Annotated in this window: 23 protein-coding genes and 1 pseudogene; 9 read left to right on the top strand and 15 right to left on the bottom strand. The window is 63.1% G+C overall.

The features are described 5' to 3' along the window. The first annotated feature begins 2 nt into the window (after positions 1-2). The 3 genes and pseudogenes from ROSMUC_RS06610 to ROSMUC_RS06600 form a co-directional block, all read left to right on the top strand. On the top strand, positions 3-659 hold the full coding sequence (locus ROSMUC_RS06610) for a TenA family protein (RefSeq protein WP_037270884.1): 657 nt from the start codon (positions 3-5) through the stop codon (positions 657-659). Continuing rightward, positions 656-1,399, top strand: a complete 744-nt coding sequence (locus tag ROSMUC_RS06605; protein WP_037270882.1) for an ABC transporter permease — start codon at positions 656-658, stop codon at positions 1,397-1,399. The genes ROSMUC_RS06610 and ROSMUC_RS06605 overlap by 4 nt, the downstream gene beginning before the upstream one ends. 100 nt (positions 1,400-1,499) lie before the next feature. Beyond that, positions 1,500-1,748, top strand: a pseudogene (locus tag ROSMUC_RS06600) (DUF932 domain-containing protein); the annotation flags it as partial. Positions 1,749-1,829: 81 nt separating this feature from the next. Here ROSMUC_RS06600 and ROSMUC_RS06595 read toward each other — a convergent pair. From ROSMUC_RS06595 to ROSMUC_RS06570, 5 genes are all read right to left on the bottom strand, one after another. Further along, positions 1,830-2,273, bottom strand: a complete 444-nt coding sequence (locus tag ROSMUC_RS06595) for a GNAT family N-acetyltransferase (RefSeq protein ID WP_052115268.1) — start codon at positions 2,271-2,273, stop codon at positions 1,830-1,832. A 405-nt stretch (positions 2,274-2,678) separates the two neighbouring features. Continuing rightward, positions 2,679-4,241 (bottom strand): trimethylamine methyltransferase family protein, encoded by a 1,563-nt coding sequence (locus tag ROSMUC_RS06585; protein ID WP_037270879.1) that lies wholly within the window; start codon positions 4,239-4,241, stop codon positions 2,679-2,681. Between the two features lie 100 nt (positions 4,242-4,341). Next, entirely contained in the window at positions 4,342-5,229 is an 888-nt protein-coding gene (locus tag ROSMUC_RS06580) for a DMT family transporter (protein WP_037270877.1), read from the bottom strand. Then, on the bottom strand, positions 5,226-5,918 hold the full coding sequence (locus ROSMUC_RS06575; protein WP_037270874.1) for an HAD family hydrolase: 693 nt from the start codon (positions 5,916-5,918) through the stop codon (positions 5,226-5,228). Before ROSMUC_RS06575 ends, ROSMUC_RS06580 begins: the two co-directional genes overlap by 4 nt. After that, the gene (locus ROSMUC_RS06570) at positions 5,915-6,193 is read right to left on the bottom strand and encodes a DUF3572 domain-containing protein (RefSeq protein ID WP_206018431.1); all 279 of its coding nucleotides are present in this window, start codon (positions 6,191-6,193) and stop codon (positions 5,915-5,917) included. Before ROSMUC_RS06570 ends, ROSMUC_RS06575 begins: the two co-directional genes overlap by 4 nt. A 92-nt stretch (positions 6,194-6,285) precedes the next feature. Between ROSMUC_RS06570 and ROSMUC_RS06565 the strand changes: the two genes are divergently transcribed. Next, positions 6,286-7,671: a diguanylate cyclase gene (locus ROSMUC_RS06565; protein WP_037271036.1), complete on the top strand. Its 1,386-nt coding sequence runs from the start codon at positions 6,286-6,288 to the stop codon at positions 7,669-7,671. Here the strand turns inward: ROSMUC_RS06565 and ROSMUC_RS06560 are convergent, their stop codons facing one another. Beyond that, the gene (locus ROSMUC_RS06560; RefSeq protein ID WP_037270872.1) at positions 7,672-8,586 is read right to left on the bottom strand and encodes a helix-turn-helix transcriptional regulator; all 915 of its coding nucleotides are present in this window, start codon (positions 8,584-8,586) and stop codon (positions 7,672-7,674) included. It abuts the gene before it with no gap. A 129-nt stretch (positions 8,587-8,715) separates the two neighbouring features. Here ROSMUC_RS06560 and ROSMUC_RS06555 point away from each other — a divergent pair, with 129 nt between their 5' ends. The 4 genes from ROSMUC_RS06555 (at position 8,716) to ROSMUC_RS06540 (ending at position 11,601) form a co-directional block, all read left to right on the top strand. Then, positions 8,716-9,528: a cysteine hydrolase family protein gene (locus ROSMUC_RS06555; protein WP_037270870.1), complete on the top strand. Its 813-nt coding sequence runs from the start codon at positions 8,716-8,718 to the stop codon at positions 9,526-9,528. Positions 9,529-9,667: 139 nt separating this feature from the next. Then, positions 9,668-10,543 (top strand): S-methyl-5'-thioadenosine phosphorylase, encoded by an 876-nt coding sequence (locus ROSMUC_RS06550; protein ID WP_037270867.1) that lies wholly within the window; start codon positions 9,668-9,670, stop codon positions 10,541-10,543. A gap of 77 nt (positions 10,544-10,620) precedes the next feature. After that, entirely contained in the window at positions 10,621-11,001 is a 381-nt protein-coding gene (locus tag ROSMUC_RS06545; protein ID WP_037270865.1) for a hypothetical protein, read from the top strand. 60 nt (positions 11,002-11,061) lie between these two features. Next, a complete protein-coding gene (locus ROSMUC_RS06540) occupies positions 11,062-11,601 on the top strand; it encodes an adenine phosphoribosyltransferase (protein WP_037270862.1) in 540 nt (179 codons plus the stop codon). 31 nt (positions 11,602-11,632) lie between these two features. On the opposite strand, the gene ROSMUC_RS06535 is transcribed toward ROSMUC_RS06540, so the two are convergent. The 6 genes from ROSMUC_RS06535 to ruvC form a co-directional block, all read right to left on the bottom strand. Continuing rightward, positions 11,633-12,655 carry a transporter substrate-binding domain-containing protein gene (locus ROSMUC_RS06535; protein WP_037270860.1) on the bottom strand — a complete coding sequence of 341 codons (1,023 nt, stop codon included), beginning with the start codon at positions 12,653-12,655 and terminating at the stop codon, positions 11,633-11,635. A gap of 4 nt (positions 12,656-12,659) precedes the next feature. Next, positions 12,660-13,742: a transporter substrate-binding domain-containing protein gene (locus tag ROSMUC_RS06530; protein ID WP_037270858.1), complete on the bottom strand. Its 1,083-nt coding sequence runs from the start codon at positions 13,740-13,742 to the stop codon at positions 12,660-12,662. An 88-nt stretch (positions 13,743-13,830) separates the two neighbouring features. Continuing rightward, positions 13,831-14,502: a hypothetical protein gene (locus ROSMUC_RS06525; protein WP_206018430.1), complete on the bottom strand. Its 672-nt coding sequence runs from the start codon at positions 14,500-14,502 to the stop codon at positions 13,831-13,833. An 80-nt stretch (positions 14,503-14,582) separates the two neighbouring features. After that, positions 14,583-15,611 (bottom strand): Holliday junction branch migration DNA helicase RuvB, encoded by a 1,029-nt coding sequence (ruvB, locus tag ROSMUC_RS06520; RefSeq protein WP_037270855.1) that lies wholly within the window; start codon positions 15,609-15,611, stop codon positions 14,583-14,585. Between the two features lie 3 nt (positions 15,612-15,614). Then, positions 15,615-16,280 (bottom strand): Holliday junction branch migration protein RuvA, encoded by a 666-nt coding sequence (gene ruvA, locus ROSMUC_RS06515; RefSeq protein WP_037270852.1) that lies wholly within the window; start codon positions 16,278-16,280, stop codon positions 15,615-15,617. After that, the gene (gene ruvC / locus ROSMUC_RS06510; RefSeq protein ID WP_037271030.1) at positions 16,277-16,783 is read right to left on the bottom strand and encodes a crossover junction endodeoxyribonuclease RuvC; all 507 of its coding nucleotides are present in this window, start codon (positions 16,781-16,783) and stop codon (positions 16,277-16,279) included. Before ruvC ends, ruvA begins: the two co-directional genes overlap by 4 nt. Before the next feature lie 310 nt (positions 16,784-17,093). Between ruvC and ROSMUC_RS06505 the strand changes: the two genes are divergently transcribed. Further along, on the top strand, positions 17,094-17,291 hold the full coding sequence (locus ROSMUC_RS06505) for a DUF1127 domain-containing protein (RefSeq protein ID WP_037270849.1): 198 nt from the start codon (positions 17,094-17,096) through the stop codon (positions 17,289-17,291). A gap of 78 nt (positions 17,292-17,369) precedes the next feature. Here the strand turns inward: ROSMUC_RS06505 and ROSMUC_RS06500 are convergent, their stop codons facing one another. The 3 genes from ROSMUC_RS06500 to ROSMUC_RS06490 form a co-directional block, all read right to left on the bottom strand. Beyond that, a complete protein-coding gene (locus ROSMUC_RS06500) occupies positions 17,370-17,714 on the bottom strand; it encodes a hypothetical protein (protein ID WP_037270846.1) in 345 nt (114 codons plus the stop codon). 108 nt (positions 17,715-17,822) lie between these two features. Continuing rightward, positions 17,823-18,695 (bottom strand): 50S ribosomal protein L11 methyltransferase, encoded by an 873-nt coding sequence (locus ROSMUC_RS06495; protein ID WP_037270844.1) that lies wholly within the window; start codon positions 18,693-18,695, stop codon positions 17,823-17,825. 23 nt (positions 18,696-18,718) lie between these two features. Beyond that, entirely contained in the window at positions 18,719-19,951 is a 1,233-nt protein-coding gene (locus tag ROSMUC_RS06490; protein ID WP_037270840.1) for an MFS transporter, read from the bottom strand. Positions 19,952-20,013: the final 62 nt, after the last annotated feature.

The following is a 20,013-nucleotide window of genomic DNA, read 5'->3' as shown; positions in this document are numbered from 1 at the left end:
CGATGCGCCCCACCGACCACCTCAAATCCCTTGTGGCCACCGATTGGCAGGCCGCCACCCGGCACGCTTTCACCGATCAGCTTGCGGCGGGCACCCTGCCCGAAACGCGCATGTTGACCTATCTGCAACAGGATTACCTTTTCATCGAGGATTTCGTGCGCCTCCTGGCCTCGGCCATCGCCCATGCGCCCAGCCTGCCCGATGCCATCCCGGTCGCACAGTTTCTGGGGCTGATTTCCGGGCCGGAGAACACCTATTTCCTGCGCGCGATCGCGGCCTTGGGCGGCACGACCGAACCGCCCGCCACCCCGCATCCTGTAACGGCCGAGTTTCAGGCCCTGATGCGCGCGGCTGCCAGATCAGGACGCTATGCGCAGATGATCGCGGTCCTTAGCGTGGCGGAATGGACCTATCTGGATTGGGCCAGCCCGCATGCGGACAAGGCGGCAAGCCTGCCATTCTGGTTCGGGGAATGGATCACGCTGCACAGCGGGCCGGGGTTCGAGGGCGTGGTCGCCTATCTGCGCGGCCAGCTTGATCAGGTCTGGCCCACCCTCTCGCCCGAGGACCAGGCCGCCGCAGAATCCGCCTTTGTCACCGCCACACGGCTGGAGCGTGCCTTTTTCGACGCGGCCCTCGCCGGATACCCGGCCCCATGAGCCGTCTTGTCACCATCGCCACGTCAACAGCCCTTGCGCTGGTGCTCTGGCAGGCGCTGGTGACGCTCGCGGCCTTGCCGCCCTTCATCCTGCCGGGGCCGGCGCGCGTGGCCGAAACCCTCTGGGCCAGCCGCGCGCTGATTGCCCATCACGCCATGATCACGGCGGCAGAGGTGTTGATCGGTCTGGCCCTGGGCGCGATCCTGGGCGGTCTTTCGGCGATTGGCCTCGCCGCCTCGCCCGTTGCGCGGCGGCTCATTCGCCCGATGATGGTCTTTTCCCAGGCGATCCCGGTCTTTGCCCTCGCGCCCATTCTCACCCTCTGGTTGGGCTATGGCCTCTGGTCCAAGGTCGCGATGGCGCTCCTGATCATCTATTTTCCGGTGACATCGGCGTTCTTCGACGCGCTGATGCGCACGCCGCCACACTGGCTCGACCTCGCGCGCGTCATGGGGGCGAATGGCGCGCGGCTCATGTGGCATATCCGGGTGCCCGCCGCCCTGCCCGGTTTTGCCTCGGGGCTTCGGCTGGCGGCGGTCTATGCGCCCATCGGCGCGATCATCGGCGAATGGGTGGGCGCGTCCAAGGGGCTGGGCTATCTCATGCTGCTGGCCAATGGCCGCGCCAAGATCGACCTCATGTTCGCGGCCCTGATCGTGCTGGCAGTGCTCACGCTCCTCCTGCACGCCGGGGTGGACCGGGGCTGTCGGCGGTGGCTGGATGGCAAGGTGGTGGGGTGAAGGGCGACTTTGCCCGAAGTGCGGTAGCGTGAGATCGGGGGCTATCACGACAGCCTGAAGCCTCGCCTGCTGTTTCCAAGAGATTTCGCGAACTTTCGGTCGAGCGGCGCGGGAGAAGATCGTCGCGCGGTCGGACGAGGACCGCCAGGACTTCCTGCGCAAGCGCGGATTCTCAAAAGCGGAAACGGGGCGGATCGTCGAGACGGTGCTGGCCGAGGAAGGCCGCCCGCCCGAGAGCGTGTACGACTTCGTGCAGGGGATCACCGCGGTGGCCCGCTCGAAGCCGCAGCAGGATGCACGGTTGGTGATGGAGGGGAAGGCGAAGGTGTTGTTGGAGCGAGCGGCATAGCGAGGCGGTGGTCGCTACTGCGACCACCTGCTTCGCACTGACACTGTCAGAGCCAGCTTCGAGCCCTTGCAAGCCCCGAAACTACAAGGATTTCGCAAGCAGGAGCGCGTCACCGCCTTCTGACCGGAAGCCGCAGCTTTCGTAGAATGATTGGGCCGTAACGGTGCTTTCCAAACGGCAGCGCCGGATGCCACGGGCGCGCAAGACGTCCTCGAAGCCTGAGAGAATAGCTTTGCTGACGCCACCAAAGCGGGCATCGGGATGGACATAGTTCAAGAGGATGTAGCCGCTTAGGGTGGCCATCCCGACCCCTATAATCTTCCTGTCCCGCTCGGCCACCAGCACCACGGAGTCATCTCGCGCGATCCACTGTCTCCAATTCTCGACTGTCTTATTGCTGAGCCAGCTTTCAATCTCGACCGGATCGTTCTGATGATCTGCAACGCAGAGATCGGTGATTGAGCGACGAAGGGTGTTTACCGCCTCAGCTGCATCGGCATCCATCGCTTCCCTGATCTTAATCATGCTTCGTCACTCTCGCTGACAGTAGCTTACCTATGTCGCGTTTGCCCACAACAGCAGTTTTGTCCCGCATAGCGGGCGGACACGCGGCAAGCGTGCGGCACTGGGGACCCTAGAGTAAGAGGTTGGCCGGGTTTTCCGTGACGGGTTTGGAGGTCGGGAGAGAGGCTCCCGGCTGGCCCGTCGCGGAGATATCCCATGAGACCCACGCAACAGAAGATCACCCTCAGCGCCTCGCGCGACATTCCCTTTGGGCAAGCTGATGCTCAGCCAGTCGAACGTGCGCCATGTCAAGGCGGGCGTGTCGATCGACGAACTGGCCGAGGGCATCGCGCAGCGGCTGACTCTCTGTTAGGTCATCACGCACCGACGCGATACCGACAGAATACCGACGCCGACATCACTGCCTCAAAAATCCGTCGGTGCCCCGCCCTCGGCCTTACGCCGCGCCACGAAATCCGCCAGTTCCTCGCGCACCGCTTCGTCCATCGGCGGGGCCTCGAAACCTGCGATGATGTCCTGAAACACCTGATGCGCCCGCGCCGGTGTCCAGACGGCGCCCGCCGCTTCCCAGGCCTCGTAATTGCGCCAATCGCTCAGGAAGGGCTGATAAAAGGCCGTGGTGTAACGGTCCTGCGTGTGCTGGATGCCAAAGAAATGCCCCTTGTCGCCCACTTCGCGGATTGCCTCGACGGCAATCTCGTCAGGTCCGGTGGCCCAGAGCATCGGGTCCATATAGCGCTGAATCTGTTGCAAAATCTCGCAATCCATGACGAATTTCTCAGGGCTTGCGATCAATCCGCCCTCGAGCCACCCGGCGGCGTGATAGACCATATGCGCCCCCGCCTGCACGGCAGACCAGAGGCTGTTCGAGGTCTCCCACATCGCCTGACCATCCGGCACGTTCGCCGCACAGACGCCAGAGGCCCGCATCGGCAGCTTGTAGAACCGCGCCAATTGCCCGGTCATTTGCGTCGCGCGCATGTATTCCGGCGTGCCAAAGGCGGGCGCCCCGGATTTCATATCCACATTAGAGGTGAAGGTGCCAATGGCACAGGGCGCACCGGGGCGGATGAGCTGCGCCAGAACCACGGCACAGAGCGCCTCGGCAATCGACTGCGCCACAGCCCCGGCCATCGTCACCGGTGCCATGGCACCGGCAAGTGTAAAGGGCGTCACAACCAGCCCCTGACCGCGCCGCGCCAGACGCATCCAGCCATCCAGCATCGGATAGTCATGCTTGAGCGGCGAGGTCGAGTTGATGTTGGTATACATGCGCGGGCTGGCCTCGAATTCCTCGTGGGTCAGACCCCCGGCAATCCGCACCATTTCCATCACGTCATCGACCCGCTCGGCACCCAAGCTGTAGGCGTGCATCGCCTTGTCGGTCAGCGTCAGCTTGTCATAGAGCACGTCAAGGTGCCGGACACTGGCATGAATATCCTGCGGCTCGACCGGATAGCCACCAGCAAAGTGGATACAGTTGAAATACTGCGTCAGTTTCAAGAGGTTCTGGCACATCTCGCGCGTGCCCGCGACCTTGCGCCCGATCTTCATATCCCAATAAGAGGGCGGCGAGGACACGTTCCCGAAATTCAGGTGGTTGCCCCCGATGGTGATGGTCCGGTCCGGGTTGCGCGGCGTGATAGTCCAGCTTTCGGGCGCCTTGGCGATCATCTCCATGACGAAGTCGCGGCCCATCCGGACATTCTCGCCATTGATCTTGCAACCGCCAGACGCGCGCAGGATTTCGACCGCCTCGGGGTTGAGAAACTCGATCCCGATCTCTTCAAGGATCCGCATCGCGCCATCGTGAATCGCCAGCACCCCCGCATCGGTCAGCGGTTCGGTGGGCCGATCACGGTTGAGGGGCGGGTTCCACGGCATCTGTTCGATGACTGCGCTGCCGCGCCGCGCCACCCCGCCTGCGCGCCCACCACTGCGTGTTCTGCGTTTGAGATCTTCGGCCATCTGATGCCCCTCCGGTGCTCGTTTGACCTCACGAAACACCGCTCAGGGCAGCCTCACATGCCGCTTAGCGACGTATGCTGTCGTTTTTGCTTTTCACGGGTCACGATTGCAACGCCATTCGCCGCCGTCCGGTCTGCCAGAGATAAATCGCCAGCGTGACCACCACGATCATACCGCCTAAAAGCATCATCGGCGTCGGCCCCTCGCCTGTCCCCAGCCAGACCCAGAGTGGCCCGAGCACCGTCTCCAGCAACAGCAGCAGGCTCACATTCGAGGCATGGGTATAGCGCGACGCAAGCGACAGAGAGAAAAACGACACCGGCAGAATCACAAGGCCACAGATCGCAATCGCCCAGACCTCACCTTGCATCATGGCCGCAGGCCCGGTCACGATCACGCCCGATGCCCCCGCCAGCACCGCGCCCAACCCGATCACCAGAAGGATGGGCACCTGCGGCTGTGCCCGCAAGATCACGAAATTCAGCGCCAGCACCATTGCCACGCCCAATCCCGCCAGTGCCCCCCAGAGCGCGGCGCGGTCCAGCGTCACATCCCCATGTCCGCCGCCAAAGACCGCCAAAGCGATGCCCGCCATGACCACGACAATGGCGATCCATGTGGCCCTGCGCGTCGGCTCTCTGATGATGAGCCGTGCAAAGAGCGCCGCGAAAATCGGCACTGTGGCCACAGCGAAGAGTACGACAGCGACCGGCGCATTGGCGATGCCAAGGCTGAAGAGCGTCGCATTGGCGTATTGGCAAATCACGATGCCAATCCCGTACCCACTGACCAGAACCCCCAGATCGCGCACCCTGTGCCTCGAGGTCGTGGCCCAGAAGATCAGGAAAACAAGGCCCATCATCAACCCGCGCCATGCGACCATCTGATAGCCGCCCATGCCCGACCAGCGCATGAAGAGCGCATCGGGCGTCAGCATCAGCGCGCCGAACGTCGCCAGCGCCAGACCGAACAGGGGATGGTGCCTCATGCGGTCAGCCAGTCGGGGATATGTCCGATGTCCGGCAGCACAATGTCGGCCAGCGGCTCGAGGTCACCGCGCGTCGCCGTGCCGGTCAGCACGCCCACGCATTGCATCCCCGCCGCGCGCCCTGCCATCAGGTCATGGGTGCTGTCACCCACCATGATCACACGCGCAGGCTCTAGCGCCATGGCGCGCGCAAAGGCCAAGAGCGGTCCCGGCGCGGGCTTGGCCCCAAAGCCCGAATCAAACCCGGCGATGAAATCGAAATGCCCAAGCACCCCCGCCGCGCCCAGATGCGCGCGCGCGCCGTATTCGGTGTCATTGGTCATCACGCCCAACCGCAGGCCCCGCGCGGCCAAACCTTCGAGATAGGGGGCAAGCGGCACGGCAGGGGCAAGCGGTGCGGTGGCGGCGCTCAACCTCAGGTGATCCTCGATTTCATCCACGGCTCGGCCCGGCAAGGCGCGGCCCAGACATTCGGCGGCTTCCCGGTTGGTTCCCGCAATGATCGGGCTGGTTGGGTGAAATCGCCGCGCCTCCAGATCGTAATGCGCCTCACGGGCCATTCGTGCCATGACATCGGGGGCCCCCTTCGACAGATCGTGAATGACCCCATGCGCCCAGACGCTCCATGTGGCATGGAAATCAAATAGCGTGCCGTCCTTGTCAAAGAGGATTCCGTCGGCGCGGCTCATGTCCAGCTCATCTGTGCCCCGCCCGGCAAGGCCGCGCGTGCCATCATCGGCGTCTCGTATTTCAAGCCCTGCGCATCGCAGAATCCCACGACCCAGGCATCGTCCATCATCAGGAAATCCAGCACCGCGCCCAGAAATTCCGGCTCGGTGGCGCGCATACGAACATCCTGTTCTGACGCCCCCGTCGCCCCGAGGAAAACCGGCAAAAGCTCGTCTTGCGCCGCGAGCCAGCCCAGCGCCTGCAAGGCAATCGTTTCGGCGGTTTCCTGCTGCATCGTGATCCCGGTTAATTTCTGGAAAGGTTTTCTTAACCTCTGCCATGGATAGTGAACCAATCGTAAAGGGCAAGAGCAAAGGCGTCGCGTCCATGTCAGGAAAAATTCTGATCGTCGACGATCTTGCGACCAACAGGATCGTGCTCAAGGTCAAACTCTGCCACGCCCACTACGAGGTCGTGCAGGCGGCATCGGCAAAGGAGGGGCTTCGCTTGGTTGCCATACAGCGCCCCGATCTGATTTTGGCCAATGCGCGCCTGTCTGATGCCACAGCGGCAGAGTTCATCGCAGCACTGCGCCACGCCGAAGGGGCGAGGGCCACGCCGGTCATGGTCCTGCAGACGACGGACTGCCCGACAGAACGCCGCGCGGCCCTAAGCGCCGGGGCGGATGACGTCCTGAGCAAACCGGTCCCCGAGGCGCTGCTGCTCGCGCGCCTGCGGAATCTCTTGCGCCAGCATCATGGGGAACAGGAACTCAATCTGCAGTTCGGTGGCGCACAGGCGCTGGGCTTTGCCGAGGCTCCTCCGGGCTTTGATGCGCCGGGCCGCGTCGGACTCATCGCCCGCACCCGCGCCGGGGCCTATGGCCTGCAAACCCTGCTCGCACGCCATTCATCCCATGTCACGACCGTGATCGACGCCGATCGCGCTCTGTCGCTCTCGGAAACGCAATCGCCGGCCGATGTCTATCTGCTGCAAATCACCGGGACCGAGGCCGAAGAGGGCCTGCGCCTCTTGGCAGAACTCAAGGCCGCACCGCACAGCCGTGCCCGCCCGATTATCGTGTTGGTCGACGCCGATGCAGCGGCCCTTGGCGTGACCTTGCTAGATATGGGCGCTGACGACGTGATCATTGGCCACCCTGACGCGCGCGAACTGATCTTGCGCCTTTCGGCGCAACTGCGCCGCAGGCGGCGCGCCGAACGTCTACGCGCGGCACTGCGCGACGGGCTCAACGCGGCCATGCTCGACCCGCTCACGGGTGCGCATAACCGCCGCTATGCCCTGCCATTTCTGCAACGGCTGATCGACACCAGCCATCTTTCGGGCGAAAGTTTTGCCGTGATGCTGGCCGATCTCGATTTTTTCAAACAGGTCAATGACCGCCATGGCCACGCCGCGGGCGATCAGGTTCTTTGCGCGGTCACGCGCCACCTGCGCACACACCTGCGTGACGGCGACATGCTCGCCCGGATCGGCGGCGAGGAGTTTCTGATCGTGACCCCCGCCACCAGCCGCAGGCGCGCCCAGCGCACCGCCGACCGACTCTGCGCTATGATTGCACAAACCCCTATCGCAGTTGCAGCCCAGACGCCCCCGCTGCATGTCACCATCTCTATCGGTGTGACCATGGCCACCGCGATGGGTCAGACCCTCAGCGTTGCCCAATTGCTCGAAGAGGCGGATCGCGCGCTCTATGCCGCCAAGGCGCAGGGGCGCAACATGGTCACATTCTGCGCCCGTTCCCCCGCGTGATCACCGCTCTTGTCCCAGCCGAAAGGCGCGCGGCGACTGTCCCCAGACTTCGACGAAGGCGCGGGTAAACGCGCTGCGGCTGGCAAAGCCCACCATTTGCGCCACCCGTTTGACCGGCATGCGCTGATCCACCAAGAGCTGCGCCGCGCGCGCCAGCCGCAACGCCCGCAGAAACCCCATCGGACCCTGCCCATAGGCGGCCTGAAACCGCTCCGCAAATCGCGACCGGCTCATGCCCGCCGCCTCGGCAAGGCTTTCGAGCGCATGAGGCGCGCCGGGATCATCGAGCATCGCGCAGAGCGCCCTCCACAGGCCCGGATCGGCCAGCGCCCCCAGCCACATAACCGCCGGGTCCCTCGCCTCGATCCGCCCGCGCAGCATCTCGATCACGCATTGCAAGAGCAGCACGCGTACCATGGCCCGCCCGCCGGTTCTCTGCTGCGCCACCTCGCCCAGCAAGGTTTCCATCGCCCGTGCGGCGCCCGGTGCCGCATTCAGGTCAAGACTGAGCGGCGCACGCATGAGATCAATCAGCCCATGCGTGCCACGCAGTCCCAGATGCAGCCGCGCACAAAGCACCACCATCGTGCCCTCGCCCTCGCCGCGCGCCACATGCTCCTCAAGATCGAGCCCCGCAGGTTTGCACTCCGGCACCACTGTCGCGCCTTTGCCATTATGGCTCAGCGAATGGCGCGCACAGGACGGCACCAACACCAGCCGCCCCGGTGCAAGCGGAATTGGCGCTTGCCCCTGAAGGCTCAGATGCCCCTCTCCGCTCAGCACATAATGCAAGGTCGCGCCCGGCACCCGCCCAAGTCCGAGACTGCACATCCCCTCCAGCGCACAGAGCGCAAAGGGCTCTGGACGGATGTCGAGTTCGCTGAGGATTCGGTCATGGGTCTCTGTGATCTGCATAGCGTGCAGCGTGCCACGGACAGGGCAGGATTGGCACTGAAATAATGCCACGCGCCACGTATTCGGGACGCAAAGGCACATGATGCCTGCCAAACTCGCCCCATTCAACCGCCACTCAGGAGAGAGACCATGTGCAATTGTCATGACCACGACCACGATCCGAAACTCACCCGCCGTCAGGCGCTGACCGGCACCGTGGCCCTTGCCGCCGCCGCGACCGGCCTTGCCGCCACCGGCGCACGGGCGCAGGACAATCCCTATGCAGAGCCCGCCGAACCCGCCCTGCCGCCCAGCGACATGAAGATCGACCCCGCCCGCGTGGCACTTGTCGTCACCGACCCGCAAAACGATTTTCTCAGCCCCAATGGCGTGACCTGGGGTGTGGTCGGTGCCAGCGTCGAGCGCAACAACACCGTCGCCAATATCGAAAGCCTGTTCAAGGCGGCCAAGGCCGCTGGCATCACCGTCGCCGTGTCACCGCATTACTACTATCCGAGCGATCACGGCTGGAAATTCGAAGGCGCGCTGGAAAAGCTGATGCACAAGATCGGCATGTTCGACCGCAAGGATCCGCTGTCGCTCGAAGGGTTCGAAGGCTCGGGTGCCGATTTCCTCGAGATCTACAAACCCTATATCAACGACGGCAAGACCATCGTTACCTCGCCGCACAAGCTCTATGGGCCAGAGCATAACGACCTTGCCCTGCAACTGCGCAAACAGGGCATCGATCAGGTGATCCTCGCGGGCATGTCCGCCAACCTCTGCACCGAAAGCCATATGCGCGAATTGCTGGAACAGGGCTTTGAGGTCGCGGTGATCAAGGACGCCACCGCCGCCGCCATGCTGCCCGAAGGGGATGGCTATCTCGCCGCCCTGATCAACTTCCGCTACATGGCCAACGCCGTCTGGACCACCGAAGAGGTCGTGGCGATGCTGGGCTGACGCTCGCCGCCATTGCACCTGCCTGCCGGGGATGACAGGCAGGGCAGCCCGCGCGGATCACGGACCCGCGCGGGCATTTTCATTTGCCGCGAACCGTCGTAACCATGACCCCGAGTGGCATCAGACAGGACAGCAGCACATGACAGAGACAATGATCGGGGTAATCGGGGGCTCCGGGCTCTACGAGATCGACGGGTTGCAAAGGGCCGAATGGCGCGCGGTGGAAACCCCTTGGGGCGTGCCCTCGGATGCGATCCTCACCGGCACGCTCGACGGGGTGCCGATGGCCTTTCTGCCCCGCCACGGGCGCGGTCATGTGCATAGCCCCACCTCGGTTCCCTACCGCGCCAATATCGACGCCCTGAAACGTCTGGGCGTGACCGATGTGATCTCGGTCTCTGCCTGCGGGTCCTTTCGTGAAGACATGGCACCGGGTGATTTCGTGCTTGTCGATCAGTACATCGACCGGACCTTTGCGCGTGAGAAAAGCTTTTTCGGTCCCGGCTGCGTGGCCCATGTCAGCGTGGCGCATCCCACCTGCCCGCGCCTCTCGGCAGCCTGCGCCGTCGCGGCGCGCGATGCCGGCATCACCCTGCACGAGGGCGGCACCTATCTGGCCATGGAAGGCCCGCAATTCTCGACCCTCGCGGAATCAAAGCTCTACCGCGATGTCTGGGGCTGCGACGTGATCGGCATGACCGGCATGCCCGAGGCCAAGCTCGCCCGCGAGGCAGAGCTCTGCTACGCCTCCGTTGCCATGATCACCGATTACGATAGCTGGCACCCGGATCACGGCGCGGTCGATATCAGCGCCATCATCGCCACCCTGACCGGCAATGCCGACAAGGGGCGCAACCTGGTGCGCCGCCTGCCTGCGCTGCTCGGCCCCGAGCGCGATCCCTGCCCGCACGGCTGCGACCGCGCGCTCGACTTTGCCCTGATCACCGCCCCCGAGAAACGCGACCCCAAGCTTCTGGCTCGGCTCGATGCGGTGGCGGGGCGGGTTCTGGGCTGATCGCCAACCGCTCAACTCTTCGCGCGCGGGCTGTCACACCACTGGACGCCCGCGCGCGTCACGCCCAATAAAAGGGCATGACCCATCTTATCGACAAACTCGCGGATCAAAACTGGCGCTATGCCATGGGCCGCCGCTTTGAGGCGCTGACCGATGAGATATTTCAGGTCATCCGCTGGGTTCTGGTGGTGGGCTTTGCCAGTTATCTGGCGCGCACCAATGACCAGCCGATCATTCTCGTCACCTACTGGGGTCTCTCTGCGCTGCTCTTTGGCTATATCGCGTCGCGCTTTCTCTTGCGGCCCGAGATCGCCTTTCTCGGCAATCCGGCGGGGCGGTTTGGTCGGCTTGCCCAATCGGCGCTCAATTTCCTTCTCTGCATCGTGGTCTTTGGCCTCACCCTCTGGGCGATCAGCGCCCTGACCGAGGTCATCGCCCAGTATCGCACCACGCACTGAGCGCTTGCGCCTGCGCGCGCCCTGCGCCACAACCCTGCCGCAGCCAACCGGAGCCACGCCATGCCCCCCCTCAAGACCGTTCAGGACTATATCCGCACCATCGTCGATTTCCCGCATGAGGGGATCCTCTTTCGCGATGTGACCACGCTCTTTGCCGATCCGCGCGGCTTTCGCATGGCCATCGACCAGATGCTGCACCCCTATGCAGGCCAGCCCATCGACAAGGTGGCAGGGCTCGAGGCGCGCGGCTTCATCCTTGGCGGTGCCATCGCGCACCAGCTATCCGTGGGCTTTGTGCCGATCCGCAAGAAGGGCAAGCTGCCCGGCGCGGTGATCTCGGAGGAGTATCAGCTTGAATATGGCGAGGCGGTGGTTGAAATCCACGATGACGCCATTCAGCCCGGCGAACGCGTGCTCTTGGTCGATGACCTTCTGGCGACAGGCGGCACGGCGGCGGCGGGCATTCGGCTCCTCGAACGGCTGGGCGGGAACATCACCGGCTGCGCCTTTGTCGTTGATCTGCCCGACTTGGGCGGCCACAAGCGGCTGACAGATATGGGCATGGACGTGCACACCCTCTGCGCCTTCGACGGGCTCTAACCCCAACCCGCCACAGGCCAAAGCGATCAGCCTATTTCAGCGCTTCCCAAAAGAGCGCCAGATGCCGCTGGACAATCTCGCCATAGCGCCCGCTCTCGTGCAGCTTGGCAAGCCCCGCATTCAGCCGGTAAAGATGCGTCGTGCCGCGCCAATGCGTCTTGGAAATCACCGCATAGAGCGCCTCGCGCGACAGCGGCTGTTCGACCGGAACCACCTGACCGCGCAGGCCCATAGCCACGATCTTGGCCGCGCCCTCAAAGACATCCAGACTGACCGCATCCACCGCCCCGGCCATCAAAAGCGCAAAGCATTCCTCTGGGCTGCCGGGCTGGTTCAGGCTGATCTTGCCCTCCACCAGCCAGCGCCGGTCGGCCCGGTCGAGATCATGGGTAAAACGCCCCGCCGGACGACACAGCCGCTTGCCCAGAATATCCGCATCCTCGGTGTAGCGAAAATCGCTGTCAGCGCGCCGGAACAGCATCACCGGCAAATCCATCAAGGCGTCGGAAAAGTGAAACGCGGTGCAGAGGTCGTCTTCCGGTGTCAGGCTGCAATCGGGCTTGATCCAGGGAAAGCCCATATCATAGCGCTTTTGCCCCAAAAGCGGGCCTAGATGCTGACTGCGGTCCGGCTCCCACACAATTTCATAGGGCACCGGTGATGGGCTCAGCTCCAGCGCGGCATTGACCAACTCGGTGACCATGCCGCCGCCCGGCCAATCCTGATCGGCAAAGGGCACGTCCCCCCCGGCGGTGAGCAGGGTCAGTTCCGCCCCGCTTTGCCGCAGCGGTGTGGCATCCGGCTCGGGGTTCTCCGCGGGACAGGGAATATAGATGTCGCGCCCGGAGACCAGCGACTGAACCTGCCCTGCCAGTGTCGCCTGATTGGCGTAATAGATCAGGGTCCATTGCTCGGCATCCTCGTAATGCGTCTCGGCAATCGAGGCGAGCGTATCTCCGGGCTGAACGCGGTAGGTCACATCGCACAGCGCCTGCGCCCCCCCAGGAACAAGCAAGCCCGCTGCGAACAGCGCAACCGTGAGGCTTCTCCGCATCGCCTCAGAACCCCGCCCAGACGCGGCTCATATGCGCGTCGATGATCTTCTGATAAGTTCCATTTGCACGTATCTCCGCCAAGCCTTTCTCGAAAACGGCCAACAATGCCGGCCCATCGGGATGCGATTTGTGAACGACCATGTGATTGCCATCGACCGAAATCGGCTGCCCCTGGGCGACGACCACACGCTCTTCGAGCCCAAGTTCCTTGATCTTGCCCCGCCCCAGAAACTCGTTCAGCACAACGCCATCAACTTCTCCCTCCACCAACAGCCGCAGGCAATCGCCGGGCGATGTGGGCGTCTTGAGGGTGATCACCCCGTTCTTGAGCCAGTTACGTCCATGCTGGTCGAAGATGTAGGTCGAATACCCGGCCGGTCGGCACAGGGTCTTGCCCTGAATATCGGCGTCAGAGGTAAAGGCCATGGGCCGCGTCTTGTCGACAAAGAGCAGCATCAGCACTTCGAACATTGACTCTGAAAACAGCAAGTTGGCACAGCGATAGGTCTCGGGGTCACTCTCGCAATCTGGCTTGAACCACGGAAACCCGATGTCCAGCAGCGCATTGGACAAGAGTGGTTCGTGATGCGCCGCCCAGTCATCGACCCAGTGAATGGCAAACCCCTGCTCCGGAGCGGCCGCCTCCATCGCGGCTTGCACCACCTCCGCAAGCATCCCGCCGTTCGGCATGGCCTTATCCGTGAATGGCCAGAAATCGCCCCCCGTCAGAATGTTGATCTTGCGCCGGGTCGCGGCATTGCCGGGGGCCACAACCAAGGGCGCGGCGGCGGCAAGCGTCGCCTCTGGGGCCACGGTTCCCCCGTCCAGCCCGGTGGGCAAACCGTCGATACAGCGCAGCCGCAGCCGCATACCCGCCCGGATATTGTTCGGATTTTGGCCAATCTGATCCATGTTGGCAGAGTGGATGACAGTCCACTTTCCAGCATCCTTGTATTGGCTATCCGCAATCAGCGAGAGACTGTCACCGCGCTGTACGACGTAGCTGCCGCCACACCCCTGCGCTTGGGCTTGCCCGGCGAATACCCCGGCCAGCAGCAACACAACCCCACAAATAGCGCTCTTCATAATACAATCCCCCAGATAATGAGGGCACTAAGGCCAATCCGGCAGATTCGGTCAAGCCGTTTCCGCCTCGCCATGCCGCTTTGCAGGCTCAGTGCGCGCCGCCCGACCCAATCCGAGCCGCCAGTCGCAGCGCGTGGCTCGCGCCTTGGCTGACCGGCGGCAACACAGGGTCATAGCTCGCCCGGATCAGCGCCCCGATCTCGGGCCGCAGCACAACACCGCCCCCCGGCAGCACCGCCAGCGCCGAGCGGTCCTGAAACGCCCGGTCCGACCACAAAAGCATGCTTTGCACGATCTGGCTCAGCGCCAATGTTTCGGCGGGCACCGCACTCAGATGCGCGTCCATCCGCAGGAACACAAAGCACGCCCGAATGGCCCCCGCCGGATCAAATCGGAAGATCCGGTACTGATTGGCCTCCGCCGCCTCCAGCCGCGCCACCAGCGGGCCAAGGTCCGGGATCAACCGATCCAGCCCCGGCACCTCCGGCAACTCCTTCCAGTCGCGAAAGAAAAAGAGCATGAGGTTTGCGCCCAGTTCCGGGTCGGTCTCGGCCATTTGATGCCCGGCCACGGCCACAACCGCCTCGACCGCGCCCTTGACCACGCTCAATGTCGCGTCATCGGTGCCGAACACCACCGGCACAATGGGCCGCCCCCAGCGTGCAAAGAGAAATTCGCCGTCCGCACGCGTAAACAGCGCCGCGATCTCGTCAGAGGTCAGGGGGTCGGTCATGGGCAGGTCTCCGATTTTTGCGCCCATGTATCAAGCCAAGTAGTGTCTCGCAAACCCGTCATTCTTCTTGGTGAAAATACTCACCTTCAACGCCCGCCCCCGACGCGTCACTTGCCGAAAAGATCACTCTGCCCTTTCGGCCCCGGTGCGGCCAACCCCAGATGCGCCCAGCCGCCCTGCGCCAGCATCCGCCCGCGCGGGGTGCGTTGAATGAGGCCCTGTTGCAGGAGAAACGGCTCGATCACCTCTTCCAGCGCATCTCGGCTCTCACTCAGCGCCGCACTGATGGTCTCGATCCCCACCGGCCCGCCCTGATAGGCCTCGGCAATCAGGCGCAGATAGCGCCGGTCGGCTCCATCAAGCCCCAGATGATCCACGCCAAGCCGGGTCAGCGAACTGTCTGCCAGCGCGCGGCTGATCTTGCCGCCGCCCTCAACCACGGCGAAATCCACCACCCGGCGCAGCAAACGCCCCGCAATGCGCGGCGTGCCGCGAGCACGGCGGGCAATCTCGCGTGCGCCCTCGGTGTCGGTGGGGATGTTCAAGAGCTTTGCGTTGCGCGTCACGATTTCGTGCAACTCGTCGATCTCGTAGAATTGCAGCCGGGTGGGAATACCAAAACGGTCGCGCAGAGGCGTGGTCAAAAGGCCCAGACGCGTCGTCGCCCCCACCAGCGTGAAAGGCTGCAACTCGATCCGCACGGTACGCGCCGCTGGCCCTTCGCCGATCACCAGATCCAGCTCGAAATCCTCCATCGCGGGATAGAGCACCTCTTCCACCGCTGGGTTGAGGCGATGGATTTCGTCGATGAAGAGCACATCATTGCGCTCGAGATTGGTGAGGATCGCCGCGAGATCCCCGGCCTTGGCCAGCACCGGGCCAGAGGTCATGCGAAACCCCACCCCCAATTCGCGCGCCATGATCTGCGCCAGCGTGGTCTTGCCCAGACCGGGGGGGCCGTGAAAGAGCGTGTGATCCATCGCATCCCCGCGCTGCCGGGCGGACTGGATGAATACCGCCAGATTGGCCCGCGCCTCGCGCTGCCCGATGAATTCGGACAGCGCCTGTGGTCGCAGGCTACGGTCCTGATCTTCGGGCAGGGCCGCGCCGCGCAATGTCGGGTCCGGTTCAGCCATGCTTTACCCTTTCGGCGCCAGCCGCCGCAGGGCGGCGCGGATCAGATCGGAGGTTGTGCCCTCGGGCATCTCGCCCGCCACCTGCGCCACGGCACTTGCCGCCTCGCCGGGGGAATAGCCCAGATTGGTCAGCGCCGACAGGGCTTCGGCCTGTGCGCCGGGACTGGGCGGGACGGGGGTGGGTGTGACCACCGCTGCGCTTTCAATCGCCTCGCCCGCATCCGGCGCAGGCGGAGCGGCAGGCGATGCCGCCCCCATCGCCATCACCATCGGCACCTTGTCTTTCAACTCGTTGACCACGCGCTGCGCGGTCTTGGCCCCGATCCCCTTGGCCGCCGTGACCGAATGCCAATCTCCAATCGCGATCGCGCGCCCCACGCCCTCTGGCCCAAGCGCCCCCAGAATGGCCAGCGACGCCTTGGCCCCTACCCCCTGCACGCTCATCAGCAGGCGGTGCCATTCCTTTTCCACGAGCGTGGGAAAGCCGAAAAGCTGCAAGAGATCCTCACGTACCAACAGATCCGTGTAGAGAGCAGTCATCCCGCCCACTCCGGGCAGCGCCGAAAGCGTCCGCTCGGAACAATAGACCAGATAGCCGACCCCGCGCACGTCGATCAAAACATGGTCCGTACCGCGATAATCAATCCGCCCGGCAACCCGTCCGATCATGCGCTGGCCCTCGCCACCGCGCGCGCCAGCATGTCAGAGGACCGCGCGTGATGCGCGTGACAAATCGCAATCGCCAATGCATCCGCCGCATCCGGCCCGGCCAGCACCACGCCCGGCAATTGCACCTTGACCATATGCGCCACCTGTTCCTTGGCGGCATGGCCCACGCCCACCACCGTTTTCTTGACCGTGTTGGGTGAATATTCCCCCACGCTCAGCCCGTATTGCGCAGGCACCAGCAGGGCAATGCCCCGCGCCTGACCCAGTTTCAGCGTGCCTGCCCCGTCCTTGTTGACAAAGGTCTGCTCGACCGCCGCCGCCTGCGGGTCGAACCGGTGCAGAATATCGGTGAGTTGCTCATAGAGCGACAAGAGCCGCGCCGCGAGGTCGGGACCGCTTGAATGACAGATGCCGTTGGCCACATGGCTCAGCCTGCTGCCCTCGACATCGATCACGCCCCAGCCGAGGTTGCGCAACCCCGGATCAATCCCCAATACCCGCATCTCGCTGCCCTGCTCGTTTTGATTTTTTTCAGCAATAGCACGAAACGAGAACAAGCACCAAGCAGAATGCGCGTTCGCAAACCGCCTGTTTTCCCATCGCTGCGTTGCAGAAATGTCGCGCATCCACTTGGCACGCGGCCATAGTGAAATCTAAAATCGTTTAAAAACAATATGCTTAAGGCTTGTTATACCCATGCATAAAATGCATAAGAACTATGCAATAAACTCGACTTGCGAGAACGATAGGCGCGGATTACCTGCGGCTCAGAAACAGACACGCTCTGTCCCCTCATTCAATAGGAATAAAATCATGGCCGCTCTCGACAGCACCCGCTCTCACGCATCTCACGCCGGTTTCGGCGCAATCTTTGCCCGCGCATTCTCGGTACTTGCCACTTGGAACGAGCGTCGCGCCACCCGCGCCGCCCTGTCGCGTCTTTCGGACCGCGAACTCGACGATATCGGCCTCAGCCGTGGTGACATTGATCTGGTCGCACGCCAGATCTGATCTCGCCATGAGCTTCAAGCAATAAACCCGCGCCGGTATGCACCGCGCGGGTTTTTTCATGCGTAAAAGACTTGGCGCTCAGCGCAAGATCGGGCGCAGATAGGCCGAGAGCATCTGGCTGATCGGATCGGATTGCATCACCACGGCCCCTGCCTGTTCCACAATGCTGCCCTGCGCCAATTGCGCCAACCGATCCGCATAGAGCGGCGCGCCCAGATGCGCGATGATCACAGCCTTGAAAAAGGTAAAGCCCAGCACGAGATACAGAAGCCCACGCAGAGGAAGTCCGCTCTTGCGGCGCTTGGGCCGAAAAATGATCAGCCCATCCTTACCGACTTTGCTGACATAGCCCTGAGCCAATCGAGTGCGCTTGCGGCCAATCGCCTTGAGGCGCGAGTCGAACCCTTGAAATGCTTCACTCATATCGAGACATCCCGTTATCACGACCCCCACCGCGATAAGGAGAAGGTACGTCCGAAATGTGGCAAAACCAAGGCAGCGCTCCGGATCAGCCCCAATCCTGACGCATTTTTATAGACTTTTAGATAGGGTCAGGGTGGTCCAGTCACCAATCTCTTCGCGGCACTCTACACTGTTTCCAAGCGCGCAATAAACGTCGCGCACCTCATCTGCCTGCTCGTTCAGAATACCCGAGAGAATCACCTTGCCCCCCGGCATCAGCGCCGCCGTGATCCCAGGGGCAAGAGCAATCAGCGGGCCTTTCAGGATATTCGCAAACACCAGATTATAGGGCGCCGCCGCACTCAGGCGGGGATGCTCCAGCCCTTCGGCCTCGATGCACTCCACCCGCCCCTCGAGCGCATTGGCCGTCACATTGGCGCTCGCCACTTCGACCGCCACCGCGTCAATATCACTGGCCAGCATGACGCCCGGCCAGATCCGCGCCGCGGCCATTGCCAAAACTGCCGTGCCGCACCCCAGATCGAGCACCGACTGCCCGACAAAGCCCGCGTTGGCCAGCCGGTCCAGCGCCTTGAGACAGCCCTGCGTCGTGCCGTGGTGCCCGGTGCCAAAGGCCATCGCCGCCTCGATCAACAGCGGCTCGCAATCCTCGGGCACCTTGTCGGCATCATGGCTGCCATAGACAAAGAACCGCCCCGCCACCACGGGCGTGAGGTCCCGCCGCACCTTGGCCACCCAATCCACCTCGGGTAATTCAGAAATGACAAAGGGCTTGGCCCCGTGCACCTTAGCCAAAAGCGCCAGCGCCACCTCGTCTGGGGCCTCCTCGAAATAGGCACCGATTTCCCACAGGCCCGAGCCATCCTCCATTTCGAATGATCCGATACCGGTCGGCTCCGGTTCCAGATGCTCCAGCGCCTCGGCCATCGCTTCGGCGTTGGCCTTTTCAGGAAGGGTGGTGAGGGCGGTATAGGTCGGCATTGATGGTCCTTCTCGGGGATAAATCACTCGGCAGGGGCGGCGACAAAGCGCGACAACACTGTCTCGTTGCCCGGTTCGGGGTGACGCGGGATCAGCAGCGCAAGCGAGAACGAGACCATGGCCATCCCCGCTGCCCCCACGAACACCGCCGCAGGCGACACCAGCCACAGATAGCCCAAGGCCGCCGGCAGGAACACCGCCGCGATATGGTTGATGGTAAAGGCCACCGCCGCAGTGGGCGCAATATCACCGGGATCGGCGATCTTCTGGAAATAGGTCTTGAGCGCCAGAGCCAGCGAAAACAGGATGTGGTCGATCACATAGAGTGTCGCCGCCAGCACCACGCCCCAGCCAAAGAAGTAGATGCCGCCATAGGCCAGAAACACGATCGCCAACCCGGCGTATTCAAAGAGCAGCGTGCGCCGCTCGCCAAAATGAAACACCGCCTTGCCCATCAGGGGCGCGAAAATCATGTTGACCACGAGGTTGATGAGAAAGAGCGCTGTCACCTCATGCACTTCAAAGCCGAATTTCTCGACCATCATGAAGCCAGCAAAGACAATGAAGATCTGCCGCCGCGCCCCGGCCATGAATTGCAGAGCATAGTAGAGCCAATAGCGCCGCCGCAGCACCATCTTCTTGAGCTGCGGATTGGGGGCCTCGAACCGGGGATAGGCGATCAGGCAGAACACCGCGATCAATGCAGTAAAGCCGCCCGACACGAGATAGACCAAATTGTAACTCAGATCGAACGCCTGCCAGGTCAACACGATCAGCACATAGGCCACCAGCGTCGCCGCCGACCCGCCCGCCATCAACCAGCCCAGCATCTGCGGCGCGCGCAACTTGTCCAGCCATTGCAATTGCAGCGATTGGTTCACTGTCTCGAAATAGTGAAACCCGATGGAGCTGAGCATGGTGATCGTGAGGATCCCGCCCAGTGTCGGGAAATGCGCAGTGATCGCAGTCGCCACCCCCAAGATCAGCAAGGCGACCAACGCCAAAACCTGCTCATGCATGAACATGATCAACGCGATCACCCCGATGGCCAGGAACCCTGGAATTTCCCGCACCGTATGCAACCAGCCGATGTCAGAGCCGTTGAACCCTGCCACCTCGATCACAAAGTTATTGAGCAGCGCCGACCATGTGGCGAAGGCCACGGGCATCGCGGCGGCCATCAGGAACAGCAGCGTAACAGGCCGTCGCCAGAATGGCAGCTCTTGCGCTCTGCCCAGGGGAAATTGCGGTTTCATATTTTCCCTTTACGCCCAAGTCGCCGCCTTGGCGAGAGGCTGCGCTATTGGTCCAATCGAAA

It is taken from the genome of Roseovarius mucosus DSM 17069 (genome assembly GCF_000768555.3).
Taxonomy (GTDB): Bacteria; Pseudomonadota; Alphaproteobacteria; order Rhodobacterales; family Rhodobacteraceae; genus Roseovarius; species Roseovarius mucosus.
The sequence above is the reverse complement of the archived record's forward strand: the minus strand, read 5'-3'. Positions and strand labels throughout refer to the sequence as shown.

What these genes read in the sequence shown, in the direction of transcription:
- ROSMUC_RS06610 (WP_037270884.1), top strand. Translation starts at nt 3, where the DNA reads ATGCGCCCCACCGACCACCTCAAATCCCTTGTGGCCACCGATTGGCAG.
- ROSMUC_RS06605 (WP_037270882.1), top strand. Translation starts at nt 656, where the DNA reads ATGAGCCGTCTTGTCACCATCGCCACGTCAACAGCCCTTGCGCTGGTG.
- ROSMUC_RS06595 (WP_052115268.1), bottom strand. Translation starts at nt 2,273, where the DNA reads ATGATTAAGATCAGGGAAGCGATGGATGCCGATGCAGCTGAGGCGGTA.
- ROSMUC_RS06585 (WP_037270879.1), bottom strand. Translation starts at nt 4,241, where the DNA reads ATGGCCGAAGATCTCAAACGCAGAACACGCAGTGGTGGGCGCGCAGGC.
- ROSMUC_RS06580 (WP_037270877.1), bottom strand. Translation starts at nt 5,229, where the DNA reads ATGAGGCACCATCCCCTGTTCGGTCTGGCGCTGGCGACGTTCGGCGCG.
- ROSMUC_RS06575 (WP_037270874.1), bottom strand. Translation starts at nt 5,918, where the DNA reads ATGAGCCGCGCCGACGGAATCCTCTTTGACAAGGACGGCACGCTATTT.
- ROSMUC_RS06570 (WP_206018431.1), bottom strand. Translation starts at nt 6,193, where the DNA reads ATGCAGCAGGAAACCGCCGAAACGATTGCCTTGCAGGCGCTGGGCTGG.
- ROSMUC_RS06565 (WP_037271036.1), top strand. Translation starts at nt 6,286, where the DNA reads ATGTCAGGAAAAATTCTGATCGTCGACGATCTTGCGACCAACAGGATC.
- ROSMUC_RS06560 (WP_037270872.1), bottom strand. Translation starts at nt 8,586, where the DNA reads ATGCAGATCACAGAGACCCATGACCGAATCCTCAGCGAACTCGACATC.
- ROSMUC_RS06555 (WP_037270870.1), top strand. Translation starts at nt 8,716, where the DNA reads ATGTGCAATTGTCATGACCACGACCACGATCCGAAACTCACCCGCCGT.
- ROSMUC_RS06550 (WP_037270867.1), top strand. Translation starts at nt 9,668, where the DNA reads ATGACAGAGACAATGATCGGGGTAATCGGGGGCTCCGGGCTCTACGAG.
- ROSMUC_RS06545 (WP_037270865.1), top strand. Translation starts at nt 10,621, where the DNA reads ATGACCCATCTTATCGACAAACTCGCGGATCAAAACTGGCGCTATGCC.
- ROSMUC_RS06540 (WP_037270862.1), top strand. Translation starts at nt 11,062, where the DNA reads ATGCCCCCCCTCAAGACCGTTCAGGACTATATCCGCACCATCGTCGAT.
- ROSMUC_RS06535 (WP_037270860.1), bottom strand. Translation starts at nt 12,655, where the DNA reads ATGCGGAGAAGCCTCACGGTTGCGCTGTTCGCAGCGGGCTTGCTTGTT.
- ROSMUC_RS06530 (WP_037270858.1), bottom strand. Translation starts at nt 13,742, where the DNA reads ATGAAGAGCGCTATTTGTGGGGTTGTGTTGCTGCTGGCCGGGGTATTC.
- ROSMUC_RS06525 (WP_206018430.1), bottom strand. Translation starts at nt 14,502, where the DNA reads ATGGGCGCAAAAATCGGAGACCTGCCCATGACCGACCCCCTGACCTCT.
- ruvB (WP_037270855.1), bottom strand. Translation starts at nt 15,611, where the DNA reads ATGGCTGAACCGGACCCGACATTGCGCGGCGCGGCCCTGCCCGAAGAT.
- ruvA (WP_037270852.1), bottom strand. Translation starts at nt 16,280, where the DNA reads ATGATCGGACGGGTTGCCGGGCGGATTGATTATCGCGGTACGGACCAT.
- ruvC (WP_037271030.1), bottom strand. Translation starts at nt 16,783, where the DNA reads ATGCGGGTATTGGGGATTGATCCGGGGTTGCGCAACCTCGGCTGGGGC.
- ROSMUC_RS06505 (WP_037270849.1), top strand. Translation starts at nt 17,094, where the DNA reads ATGGCCGCTCTCGACAGCACCCGCTCTCACGCATCTCACGCCGGTTTC.
- ROSMUC_RS06500 (WP_037270846.1), bottom strand. Translation starts at nt 17,714, where the DNA reads ATGAGTGAAGCATTTCAAGGGTTCGACTCGCGCCTCAAGGCGATTGGC.
- ROSMUC_RS06495 (WP_037270844.1), bottom strand. Translation starts at nt 18,695, where the DNA reads ATGCCGACCTATACCGCCCTCACCACCCTTCCTGAAAAGGCCAACGCC.
- ROSMUC_RS06490 (WP_037270840.1), bottom strand. Translation starts at nt 19,951, where the DNA reads ATGAAACCGCAATTTCCCCTGGGCAGAGCGCAAGAGCTGCCATTCTGG.